The 12602-nt window shown below is 52.2% G+C and carries 10 protein-coding genes; 9 read left to right on the top strand and 1 reads right to left on the bottom strand.

What is annotated here, in order from left to right; all coding sequences use genetic code 11:
• The first annotated feature begins 67 nt into the window (after positions 1-67).
• Positions 68-1420: a molecular chaperone gene (gene yegD, locus AACU55_RS12370; protein ID WP_013574411.1), complete on the top strand. Its 1353-nt coding sequence runs from the start codon at positions 68-70 to the stop codon at positions 1418-1420.
• Positions 1421-1488: 68 nt separating this feature from the next.
• Here yegD and AACU55_RS12365 read toward each other — a convergent pair whose 3' ends face one another.
• The gene (locus AACU55_RS12365; RefSeq protein WP_134705534.1) at positions 1489-2442 is read right to left on the bottom strand and encodes an aldo/keto reductase; all 954 of its coding nucleotides are present in this window, start codon (positions 2440-2442) and stop codon (positions 1489-1491) included.
• A gap of 259 nt (positions 2443-2701) precedes the next feature.
• Here AACU55_RS12365 and mdtD point away from each other — a divergent pair, with 259 nt between their 5' ends.
• The 8 genes from mdtD (at position 2702) to yiaK (ending at position 12418) form a co-directional block, all read left to right on the top strand.
• On the top strand, positions 2702-4177 hold the full coding sequence (gene mdtD / locus AACU55_RS12360; protein ID WP_037036364.1) for a multidrug transporter subunit MdtD: 1476 nt from the start codon (positions 2702-2704) through the stop codon (positions 4175-4177).
• Positions 4174-5559, top strand: a complete 1386-nt coding sequence (gene baeS / locus AACU55_RS12355; RefSeq protein ID WP_112151270.1) for a two-component system sensor histidine kinase BaeS — start codon at positions 4174-4176, stop codon at positions 5557-5559. The genes mdtD and baeS overlap by 4 nt, the downstream gene beginning before the upstream one ends.
• Positions 5560-6279, top strand: coding sequence for a two-component system response regulator BaeR (gene baeR / locus AACU55_RS12350; protein ID WP_037036367.1), 720 nt, complete (start codon positions 5560-5562; stop codon positions 6277-6279).
• A gap of 154 nt (positions 6280-6433) precedes the next feature.
• Positions 6434-6781, top strand: a complete 348-nt coding sequence (locus AACU55_RS12345; protein WP_013574406.1) for a YegP family protein — start codon at positions 6434-6436, stop codon at positions 6779-6781.
• A 186-nt stretch (positions 6782-6967) separates the two neighbouring features.
• The gene (gene trhP / locus AACU55_RS12340) at positions 6968-8353 is read left to right on the top strand and encodes a prephenate-dependent tRNA uridine(34) hydroxylase TrhP (protein WP_013574405.1); all 1386 of its coding nucleotides are present in this window, start codon (positions 6968-6970) and stop codon (positions 8351-8353) included.
• Between the two features lie 369 nt (positions 8354-8722).
• The gene (gene yegS / locus AACU55_RS12335) at positions 8723-9610 is read left to right on the top strand and encodes a lipid kinase YegS (protein ID WP_013574404.1); all 888 of its coding nucleotides are present in this window, start codon (positions 8723-8725) and stop codon (positions 9608-9610) included.
• A gap of 245 nt (positions 9611-9855) precedes the next feature.
• Positions 9856-11418, top strand: a complete 1563-nt coding sequence (locus tag AACU55_RS12330) for an MFS transporter (protein ID WP_134705533.1) — start codon at positions 9856-9858, stop codon at positions 11416-11418.
• Positions 11405-12418: a 3-dehydro-L-gulonate 2-dehydrogenase gene (gene yiaK / locus AACU55_RS12325; RefSeq protein ID WP_134705532.1), complete on the top strand. Its 1014-nt coding sequence runs from the start codon at positions 11405-11407 to the stop codon at positions 12416-12418. The genes AACU55_RS12330 and yiaK overlap by 14 nt, the downstream gene beginning before the upstream one ends.
• Positions 12419-12602: the final 184 nt, after the last annotated feature.

Raw genomic sequence — 12602 nt, 5'->3', positions numbered from 1 at the left:
CATCTGACTTGATGAATCTCGCTCTCTCCGGTAAAGTCCCGTCCCTTCTTTGGCATGGGGAACAATGATGTTTATTGGATTTGACTACGGTACAGCGAATTGCTCCGTTGCGGTGATGCGTGACAATAACGCTCACCTTCTGGCGCTCGAAAATAACGATCCTTACTTACCCTCCATGCTTTGTGCGCCGACACGTGAAGCGGTCAGCGAATGGCTGAACCGTCACGGACAGGTTCCGGCAGGCAGTGATGAAAATCTGGCGCTGCTGCGTCGCAGTATCAGCTTTAACCGCGAGGAAGATATTCCGGTCAATGCCAACAGCGTAAACTTCGGTTTGCAGGCGCTTTCGACCTATATGGAAGATCCGGAAGAAGTGTACTTTGTGCGTTCACCAAAATCGTTCCTTGGCGCAAATGGCCTGAAACCCCAGCAGATCGCTCTGTTCGAAGATCTGGTTTGCGCGATGATGTTCCACATCAAACGCCAGGCTGAATCCGTCTTGCAGGAAAGTATTGAACAGACCGTTATCGGCCGCCCGATTAACTTTCAGGGTATGGGGGGTGAAGAGGCCAATGCCCAGGCGCAGGGGATTTTGCAGCGTGCGGCTGAACGCGCAGGTTTCCGCGATATCGCTTTCCAGTTTGAACCGGTGGCGGCAGGTCTGGATTTCGAAGCCACACTCACCGAAGAGAAAACGGTTTTGGTTGTCGATATCGGCGGCGGTACCACCGACTGCTCGGTGCTGCTGATGGGGCCACAATGGCGTGATAAAGCAGAGCGTCAGAACAGCCTGCTCGGCCATAGTGGTTGCCGCGTCGGCGGTAATGATCTGGATATCATGACCGCATTCAAGCAACTGACACCACAATTTGGTATGGGCAGTGAAACCCAGAAAGGTATCGCTATTCCGGCCCTGCCTTACTGGAATGCCGTCGCGACCAACGACGTTCCGGCACAACTGGATTTCTATAGTGTGGCGAATGGCCGCATGTTGCGTGATCTGATCCGCGATGCAGCGCAGCCTGATTTGATCAAACGCCTGCTGAAAATTCAGCAACAACGTCTGAGCTACCGTCTGGTTCGTGCAGCGGAAGAAAGTAAGATTGCACTGTCTGAACATGAAAGCGTAACGGCGGCAATGGACTTCATTGAATCGGGTCTGGCAGAAACGATCAGCCAGCAACAACTGAGCGAAGCGATTTCTCAGCCACTGGAACGTATTCAGGAGCAGGTCAGTCTGGCACTTGCCAGCAGCGAAATTAAACCGGATGTAATTTACCTGACCGGTGGCAGTGCGCGTTCACCGTTATTGCGTGCTGCGTTGCAGGCTCAGTTACCGGGTATCCCGCTGGTCGGAGGGAATGATTTTGGCTCGGTCACCGCTGGTCTGGCGCGCTGGGCACAAACGTTGTTCCGTTAAGATTTAAAGATGCAGATAAACGCAAACCGCCTGAATCAGGCGGTTTTTTTATATCTCAGATCCCGGATTTACCAGGCACTGGCGTCATTTAAGGTCCTGATATCGGTATCATCGAGTTTCAGGGTTGCGGCCTGCGCCAGTTCATTGAGCTGTTGCAGGGAGGTCGCACTGACGATCGGTGAGGTAATGCCCGGGCGGGCAATCTGCCAGGCCAGTGCAACCTGCCCCGGTTGTGCGCCATGCTTCTCAGCCACCTGATCCAGTCCGGCCAATACTTTCAGGCCGCGCTCATTCAGGCAACGCGCAATCACGTTTTCGCCGCGTTTACTCTTACCGGCATCGGCTTTGGTTCGATATTTCCCGGTCAGAAAGCCGGCGGCCAGGCCATAGAAGTTGATGACGCCCAGACCATTATCTGTCACGACTTTTTCCAGCGCTTCCTCATACACTTTGCGGTCATACAAATTGTATTGTGGTTGCAGCGTTTCATAACGCGCCAGCCCGTTTTCCTGGCTGACTTTAAGCGCTTCTGCCAGACGCGGCGCACTGTAGTTAGATGCCCCGACGGCGCGCACTTTCCCTTCTTTGATTAACGCGTCAAATGCCGCCATAGTTTCGGCCAGCGGTGTATCCGCATCGTCATCATGTGACTGATACAAATCGATATAATCTGTTTGCAGACGTTTCAGAGAGGCTTCTACCGCTTCTTTAATATAGCGCGGCGACAAACCGACTTTACCTTCGCCCATCGGCTTACCGACTTTGGTGGCGAGAATGATCTGGTCACGCTTACCGGCTTTTTTCAGCCAGTTGCCGATGATGGTTTCCGATTCTCCCCCTTTGTTGCCTTCAACCCAGCTCGAGTACACATCTGCCGTATCGATGAAATTCAGTTTATGATCCAGCAAGGCATCCAGCAGGTTAAACGAGGCAGCCTGATCGACAGTCCAGCCAAATACATTGCCACCAAAGGTTAACAGCGGCACCTGAATACCTGAACGACCCAGTTCTCTTTTGCTCATCATTCTCTCCCTTTATAAGTTCAGATTAGACTTACTTTGCGTGCGAACGGTTCATGGTCAAAGGTCAACCTTAGCATTTTGATATAAAATGTCAGGCTGAAAGCTATTCTTTATTGTCAGAGGAATTGTCAAAAAATGGGAAAGACTCTCCTTATTTCCTCCATTTTCTGCTGAAACATTCTGGCTACACTGTGAGCCGGTCTGCAGGTGAATTCCCTCCTGAAATGCCACAAAAATGATTGTGCTGATGCGATGACTCATGAAATCTGAAAACACTGACACCTTATCGCCTTCCACGCCGCTGCCACCTTCGGTTCGCTGGCAATTGTGGATCGTCGCCTTTGGCTTCTTTATGCAGGCCCTCGACACCACGATCGTCAATACTGCCCTGCCGTCCATGGCCCGCAGTCTGGGCGAAAACCCGCTGCACATGCATTCGGTTATTGTCGCTTATGTGCTGACGGTTGCGGTGATGTTACCAGCGAGCGGCTGGCTGGCGGATAAAGTCGGTGTGAAGTGGGTATTCTTTTCAGCCATTGTGCTGTTCACGCTCGGCTCGCTGCTGTGCGCGCAATCGGAAAGCCTGCGTGAACTGGTGATGTCGCGCATAGTTCAGGGGATTGGCGGCGCGATGATGGTGCCGGTCGGACGGCTGACGGTGCTGAAAATTGTCCCGCGCAGCGAATACATGGCAGCGATGACGATGGTGACACTGCCCGGTCAGGTCGGTCCGTTACTGGGTCCGGCGCTGGGGGGTTTTCTGGTACAATATGCCAGCTGGCACTGGATTTTTCTGATCAATCTGCCGGTCGGTCTGGCCGGTTGCATCGCCACATTAATGATCATGCCAAATTATAAAATGCAGACCCGGCGCTTTGATATCAGCGGGTTTGTCATGCTGGCCGTGTGTATGGCGACGCTGACGCTGGCACTGGAAGGCAGCCGCAGCATGGGGCTGACGGCGCTGGAAATCGTATTGCTGGTGGTGGCCGGTGGCGGCGCGCTGGGCATTTACTGGATGCATGCGCGCGGCAATCTCTCGGCACTGTTTTCCCTGCGCCTGTTCCATACACCAACCTTTAAGATCGGTCTGATTGGCAGCCTGCTGGGACGTATCGGCAGCGGCATGTTGCCATTTATGACGCCGGTCTTTCTGCAACTCGGGATGGGCTTTACGCCCTTCCACGCCGGGCTGATGATGATCCCGATGGTGCTGGGCAGCATGGGGATGAAACGCGTGGTGGTCCGGCTGGTAAATCAGCTGGGTTACCGTTCTGCACTGGTCAGCGCCACCTTGCTGCTGGCACTGATTACGCTTATCTTCCCGCTGGTGGCGATTTATGGCGCCATGTGGATGATCCCGATTGTGCTTTTCTTCCAGGGAATGGTGAACTCCCTGCGCTTCTCGTCGATGAATACTCTTACGCTCAAAGATCTGCCGCCGCGCCTTGCCAGCAGCGGCAACAGCTTACTGTCGATGATCATGCAATTGTCGATGAGCCTCGGTGTCAGCGTCGCCGGGTTGCTGATTGGCCTGTTTGCACATCAGCAAGCGATTACGCCTGACAGCAGCACCATGCACACCGCTTTCCTGTATTGCTACATGTCAATGGCACTGGTGATTGCCCTGCCCGCCTGGGTATTTTCCAAAGTGCCGCCTGACACGCAGAAAAATGCCATCATTAGCCGTCGTCGTGCTGAGGCCGGCTCCCCCGATCCGATGAGAAAATCATGAAACCTGGTATCACTGCCAAGCTGTTTATGGCCATCTTTTGTACCTGCGCGCTGGTGTTGATCACCATGAACTGGGGCGTACGGATGAGCTTCGAACGGGGCTTTATTGACTACATCCGCCAAAGCAATGAACAGCGTGTCGAGCTGCTGGCGGACACATTGCAGGAGCAGTACAAGCAGCATGGCAACTGGGAATTTTTGGAAACAAATGACCGGTTAATCTATCAGTTGATGCGCTCATTTGAACAAAACAGCAGCCCGAGAATGCCACCGCAGGGCTGGCGGACAAAATTCTGGATCCTCGACAGTCACGACCGCCGGATCGGTGGTTACGATCAGCCTGTTCCCCCCGATCTGCAGGGACCGCGCCGCGTGATGACCGTTGATGGCGTCGTCATCGGTTCGGTAATTTCCACACCTGCTGAGCGCCTGACCCGCGATGCCGATATCAACTTTGAGCGCCAGCAAAGCCGGACCAGTTGGATGATTGTCGCCTTTACTGCACTGCTGGCCGCCGCCGTAACCTGGGTTTTATCCCGCGGAATGCTCGCGCCGGTAAAACGGCTGGTGAATGGCACCCACCAGCTTGCCGCAGGAAATTTCAGCACCCGCGTGGAGGTCGACAGTGAAGACGAACTGGGGAAACTGGCGCAGGACTTTAACCAGCTGGCAATGACGCTGGAGAAAAACGAGCAAATGCGCCGGGCATTCATGGCGGATATTTCTCACGAATTACGCACCCCGCTGGCGGTATTGCGCGGTGAGCTGGAGGCCATGCAGGACGGTGTGCGAAAAATGACAGTCGGTTCACTGGAATCACTGCAATCTGAAGTATCGATTCTGACCAAACTGGTCGATGACCTGCACCAGCTTTCGCTGTCTGATGCCGGTGCGCTGGCGTACCGTAAAGTCGACACTGATGTGGTACATCTGGTGCAACTGGCAGAGGCCGGTTCGCGCGATCGTTTCCACAACAAACATTTAACGCTCACCAGCCATCTGCCGGAAAGCGCCGAAGTATTTGGTGACCCGCAGCGGTTGTCGCAACTTATCAACAATCTGCTGGAAAACAGCCTGCGCTATACTGACCCAAATGGCGGCCTGGAAATTCTGGGAGAAATTCGCGAAAAAACGCTGCATCTGATGTTCCAGGACAGCGCGCCGGGCATCAGTGATGAACAACTGATCCGTATTTTTGAACGATTTTACCGTACCGAAGGCTCGCGTAACCGCGCCAGCGGCGGCTCGGGTTTAGGTCTGGCGATTTGCCAGAATATCGTCGAAGCCCACGGCGGGCAAATCAGCGCCAGCCACTCTCCGGCAGGTGGCGTGCGCATTACCATCGTCCTGCCCCTTTCTGTTCCACATGGCCTGAGAAACTGAATGAACGACTCTGTACTGTCCGGCCCTGCGCCGTTGAAAATTCTGATCGTGGAAGATGAACCTAAACTCGCCCAGTTGCTGATCGACTACCTGGAAGCCGCCGGCTATGCCACCCAATGGTTGCCGGACGGGCACGACGTGATTACGCTGGTTAAAAATCAGCCACCGGCGCTGATCCTTCTGGATCTGATGCTGCCGGGCAGCAGTGGCCTGTCGATTTGCCGCGATATCCGCCAGTTCTCTGATGTCCCGATCATGATGGTGACCGCCAAAACCGAAGAGATCGACCGCCTGCTTGGTCTGGAAATCGGTGCCGATGATTACATTTGCAAGCCGTACAGCCCGCGGGAAGTGGTCGCGCGCGTGAAAGTGATCCTGCGCCGTTGTGTACGTCCGGATGAGCACGTGGCAAAAGAAACCGGTTTGCACATTGATGAAGCCCGCTTTCAGGCGACATTCCAGGGGCACGAACTGGAGCTGACGCCAGCGGAATTCCGCCTGCTGAAAACCCTGTCCGTCAAACCGGGTTACGTTTTTACCCGCGAAGTGCTGCTCAATAATCTCTACGACGATTACCGCGTTGTGACCGATCGCACCATCGACAGCCACATCAAAAATCTGCGTCGCAAACTCGAATCACTGGACGGCGAAAAGGCGTTTATCCGCGCGGTATACGGCGTCGGTTACCGCTGGGAAGCGGAGCCCTGCCATTTGGTTTAACGCACTTCTGGCCGGCAATTGAGTTTTGTAAAGTTGCTGAAAGTCTGTCGGCCAGTTCACATTTCATGCCTTAAATTTCTCCTGTCTCCGCGAAAAAGTTTCCTTTAACTACACTTATCTCTGGAAAATAACCCCTCTGATGGAGATTACCTTTATGGCTAATGGTCACTATGATCTGAAAAAAGCGAAGAATGGACAGTTTCACTTTAACCTGAAGGCCGGGAACGGAGAGATTATCCTCACCAGTGAAATGTATGCCAGCAAAGCCTCGGCAGAAAACGGCATTTCATCGGTTCAAACCAACGCACCTGACGAAGCGCAGTACGAAGTCAAACCCTCGAAAGACGGCCAGTTCTACTTTGTGCTGAAAGCAAAAAATCATCAGGTGATCGGCGTGAGCGAAATGTACTCCACGGAAAGTGCATCGAAGAAAGGCGTTCAGTCGGTCGTGAAAAACGGTACCAGTACCGATATCCGTGATCTTACCCAGCAAACCGCCTGACCTGATTGTCCTGAGGCTGCCACATTCCCTGTTGGAGCCTCAGGATGCAAAAATTGATCTGCCCCCGTAAAACCTCAAATACCCACACGAACTGGCTGCTTTTGATCAACTCAGACGTTACAATTCCGACCTTTCGTCGCCCCGCATCCGGGACGGCCCTGACTTGTGATCAGACTGAGATTGACTATGTTTACCCGCGATTCTTTTGTTCCGGAACTGCTGTCCCCTGCCGGCTCCCTGAAAAACATGCGTTACGCTTTTGCTTACGGTGCCGATGCAGTTTATGCCGGTCAGCCGCGCTACAGCCTGCGCGTACGTAATAACGAATTTAACCACCAGAATCTGGAGACCGGCATCAACGAAGCCCATGCTCTGGGTAAAAAATTCTATGTGGTAGTGAATATCGCCCCCCATAACGCCAAGCTGAAAACCTTTATCCGTGATTTACAGCCGGTCATCGATATGGGGCCGGATGCCCTGATTATGTCCGATCCTGGCCTTATCATGATGGTACGGGAAGCGTTTCCGCAGATGGATATTCACCTGTCGGTACAGGCCAATGCCGTTAACTGGGCGACAGTAAAATTCTGGAAACAAATGGGGCTGACGCGGGTGATTTTATCCCGCGAATTGTCGCTGGAAGAGATCGCTGAAATCCGCGCTCAGGTGCCGGACATGGAAATCGAAATCTTCGTGCACGGCGCACTGTGCATGGCGTATTCAGGCCGCTGCCTGCTTTCCGGTTACATCAATAAACGCGATCCAAATCAGGGAACCTGCACCAACGCCTGTCGCTGGGAATATAAGGTTCAGGAAGGCAAAGAAGACGCCATCGGCAATATTGTGCATCAGTACGAGCCAATCCCCGTTCAACAGGTTGAAGCCGCCGAACCGACATTAGGCATCGGCCAGCCGACGGATAGAGTCTTTATGCTGGAAGAAGCGATGCGTCCGGGTGAATATATGAGTGCGTTTGAAGACGAACACGGCACTTATATTATGAATTCCAAGGATCTGCGGGCGATACAGCACGTGGAAACCCTGACCAAAATGGGTGTGCACTCGCTTAAAATCGAAGGCCGTACCAAATCCTTCTACTATTGCGCCCGCACCGCACAGGTTTATCGCCGCGCCATTGACGATGCAGTCGCCGGAAAACCTTTTGACCCGACTCTGCTTTCAACGCTGGAAGGCCTGGCGCATCGCGGTTACACCGAAGGTTTCCTGCGCCGTCATACGCATGACGCACAACAGAACTACGAATACGGTTTCTCCGTCAGCGACCGCCAGCAGTTTGTCGGTGAATTCACCGGTAACCGTAAGGATGGTTGGGCAGAAATCGACGTGAAAAATAAGTTCAGCGTCGGTGACAGTGTGGAAATGATGACGCCGCAGGGTAACGTTCAGTTCACACTGGAAGCGCTGCGCAACAAAAAAGGTCAGCCGACCGACGTGGCGCCGGGTAATGGCCACTTCGTATATGTCGCGTTGCCGGAAGATGTCAGCCTGGAATTCGCTATTTTGTTGCGTAATCTGGAAGAAACTGACACCCGGAATCCGCATTCAAAATAAGGAATTCTTCGAAAACAAGAATTCGATCACATCTATTTTTAGGGTGGCTGGTTAATATGCATTCGCAATTTACTTCGAATGCAAAATAAAGCACCGGACTATACCAGGAACCACCTCCTTGGCCAGCTCAATCTCCCTTGAGCTGGCTTTTCTTTTGGTATTCGGGCAATTCTCTGTTCTCCCATTCAGTGAACAAATAACCTCTTCCCGCCCTCAAAATAAAAAATCATTTGCAGATAAATAAGTGTTTTATTGAATGACTTTAACTGCAATTATTTAATACCAGAAAGAATGCTTCACTGATTTATCCGATAGCCAAATACGGTCATAATCATCTATTGTTGTTATGTATAGATAAAAGGAGCGTACATGACCACAGCACTGCTGATTTTAAATGGAAAAGGTGCAGCCATCGAAGAACTGCGCGAAGCAGTGAACGCGCTGCGTGCCGAAGGCGTGAAGCTGGAAGTACGGGTCACCTGGGAACACGGTGATGCCGCACGTTACGTCGCTGAAGCCATAGAACTGGGCTGTGAAACCGTGATCGCCGGTGGAGGTGATGGCACCATTAACGAAGTGGCAGGTGCGCTGGCGCAAATCGACGGTGTCAGACCTGTACTGGGGATTGTGCCACTGGGGACGGCGAACGATTTCGCCACCGCCTGCGGTATTCCCCCGACGCCTGAACAGGCGTTACAACTGGCGGTAAAAGGCCGGGCCGTCGATATTGATCTGGCATGCGTCAACAGCCAGCATTTCTTCATCAACATGGCGACCGGCGGCTTTGGGACGCGTATCACTACGGAAACACCGGAAAAACTGAAAGCAGCTCTGGGTGGTGTTTCCTATTTCATCCACGGACTTTTACGCCTGGATACGCTCAAAGCTGACCGCTGCGAAATTAAAGGCCCTGATTTTCAGTGGGAAGGCGATGCGCTGGTTATTGGCATCGGTAACGGCCGACAGGCCGGTGGCGGGCAACAAATTTGCCCGGACGCGCTGATCAACGACGGCCTGTTGCAGCTACGCCTTCTGACATCAGAAGAGCTGCTGCCTTCATTCCTGCGCAGTCTGCTCAGCAATGAAGAAAATAAAAACATCCTTTCTGCCAGTCTGCCGTGGCTCGAAATCACCGCGCCGCACGACATGACCTTCAACCTCGATGGCGAACCGCTGACCGGCAAACAGTTCCGTATCGAAGTTTTGCCTGATGCCATTCAGTGCCGCTTACCCCCTCAGTGCGAACTGCTCGGCTGATATCCCCCCTTCTCATTGTTCATTCTCTGTACTGTGATCCATCTTGCAGTACAGAGGAATTCTGCCCTTATTTTTGTGATCCCATCCGATAAAACCCATTTCGCATACTTGTATGGTAGAGGTGCATTACCTAATTTTAATCTGCCGATGTCGCTGAATAATTCATTCATGAATTTTTTGCGGGCAAAAACGACGTATTTCTTTTTACGACTCTTATTTATCCGGTGACGGAATGCAGGGGTAGTATGATTAATCACGATAAAGAAAGACCGATATCGGTAAAAAATATGCTGGCTTACGGCGGAGGAGATTTTTTCGGCGGCGGATGTTTTGCGGTTTTGGGTCTGTGGATAATGTTTTTCTATACTACCTATGCAGGATTAAGCCCCGCAGAGGCCGGTGCCGTTATTGCGACAGCACGTCTGCTGGATGCTTTTTTCGATCCGCTTATGGGGTATGTCACGGATAATTTCTATCGTAATCCGCTGGGTAAAAAATACGGCCGCCGCGGTTTCTTCTTCTTATTTGGTGCTCCGCTGATTATGGTGACCTACATTATTATGTGGGTCAGCGGAATGGGATTCTGGTACTACCTGTTCACTTATATTCTATTCTATGCTGCTTATACGCTGGCAATTGTGCCTTATGAAACACTAGCAGCGGAAATGACATCCAGTTTTAAAACGCGCACCAAACTGACCGGCGTCAGAATGTTCTTCTCTACCGGTGCCGCGATATTAGCGGCCTGGTTACCTGGCCGGATCATTGCCTATCTCGGTGAAGATTCATCGTCATCGTTTCTGATTATGGGGGTGATTTTTGGCGTGCTGTTTGCCGTGGTGATCCTGATGCTTTACTTCTACACCTGGGAGCGTCCGATCCCGGTTGACGTCGCTGCGCCGAAACTTTCTTTCCGCCGTGACATGAAACATCTGTTTAAATCACTGATTTCGACGATGAAAATCCGCACCTTCCGTCAGCATGTCGGGATGTATCTTGGCGGTTATGTCGCTCTCGACGTGCTCGGTGCGGTGCTGGCCTACTACATTATTTTTGTCCTCGGGCAAAACGCCGTGACCGCGTCGAATGCCATGACGTTAATGACTCTGGTGCAGTTTGTCTGCGTCGCCTTGTTTATTTTCCTGTGTATGAAATTAGGCAACGGGGCTTCTTACCGCATCGCACAGCTATTTATGCTGGGCAGTGTCGGGTTATTTTTAGCCATTCATTTATTACAATTACCTTTTAATATGGCGCTGCTTTATCTCTCCGTCATTTTAATGGGCGTTGGCCGTTCGGGTACCAGTTATGTTTGCTGGAATATCTACAGTTTTATTCCCGATGTGGATGAAATGCTGACTGGAAAACGGCGCGAAGGGATATTCGCCGGGGTAATGACATTCGTACGCAAAGCCGTTCAGGCGGTGGCATTATTTGGAGTTGGCCTGTTATTACAGCATTACGGATTTACACCGAAAAGCGCAACGCAACCGGTCGAAGCTGTTTACGGCATCACGCTGGTATTTGGCGCAGGTTCCGTCATTTTCCTGCTGGTAGGGTTATACAGCTCAATGAAATTCCGTCTCACCCGACATAACCATGCGTTGCTGGTCAGTGAAATTGAGCGGCTGAAAGCCGGCGGCAGTAAATACGATGTTACACCAGAAGCCCGTTTAGTTGCCGAGCAACTTACCGGCTGGCCATACGAAAAATGTTGGGGTGATAATAATATTCTTATCCAGACAGAAGAATTATCCCCTCTGACGCCTGATGATCTCTCAACCGGAGCCAACCATGCCAAGAATTGAATTCAGCATGATGCAACAGACCATCTTCCGCGCCCTGCAAAAAGCCGGTCTGGATGAAGAAAGCGCACATACCTGTGCACGAATCCACACAGAGTCCAGTTGCGACGGCATTTCATCCCATGGGCTGAACCGTGTGGCGCGCTTTGTCGATTACGTTAAAAAAGGCTGGATTGATATTCATGCCAAACCAGAGCTGGAAAAATCCCTTGGCGCCATCGCCATCTACAACGGTAACCGCGGGATCGGCATTACCAACGCCCTGTTTGCCGTCGAAAAAGCGGCAGAGATGGCAAAAGAATACGGCGTCGGCATTGTCGCACTGAAAAACAGCAGCCACTGGATGCGTGGCGGAAGTTATGGCTGGCATGCGGCAGAACAAGGCATGGCGGCGATTTGCTGGACGAATACTGAATCCTGTATGCCTGCGTGGGGCGGCAAAAACCCCCGCGTGGGCAACAACCCGTTCGTGATGGCCGTGCCCCGGGCCAAAGGCCCGATCGTACTGGATATGGCGATGTCACAATATTCCTACGGTAAATTGCAGGTCACGCGGCTGAAAAAGGAAAAACTGCCGTTCCCCGGCGGCTACGATAAAGAGGGGAATCTCACAGACGATCCTGGCCCAATCGAGGCCTCCATGCGTATTTTACCGACGGGTTACTGGAAAGGCTCCGGCCTGGCAATTGTGCTCGATGCTATGGCCGCGCTGTTATCTGCCGGATCGCCCACCAATGAGATCGACAAAATAGGCAAAGGCAGTTGTACCGGCGCCAGCCAGATTTTTATGGTGTTTGACCCGACACAACTCGGTGGTGCCGAATTCACCGAACGCATGGCCGACAGCGTTGCAGACTATGTGAATCAGTCCGACCCCGCCGAAAACAGCCGCGATGTCCGTTATCCGGGCCAGACTGCCGCTTCCAACCGCGAAGAAAACCGCCGTTTGGGCATCCCGGTCGATGAAGCCGTATGGGATGAAGTGGTACGGCTGGCGGAATAGTTCCCGCTCTTTCACGTTAAATCACGCCTGTTAATAGCAGGCGTTTTGTTTTTAATCCCCGCAACATTTCCCTCACAAAGTGTGATCCTCTCCGGCAAAAAACGATAAACATACTTGTATGGTAGTTAGGATAAGGCGTATTTATAACCACAGAAAATGCTTCCTACTTTTACTGCAGAAGGTC

Source organism: Rahnella sp. CJA17(1/100), assembly GCF_963881615.1.
Classification (GTDB): Bacteria; Pseudomonadota; Gammaproteobacteria; order Enterobacterales; family Enterobacteriaceae; genus Rahnella; species Rahnella aceris.
Note: the sequence above shows the minus strand (reverse complement) of the source record. Positions and strands in the feature narration are given on the sequence as shown.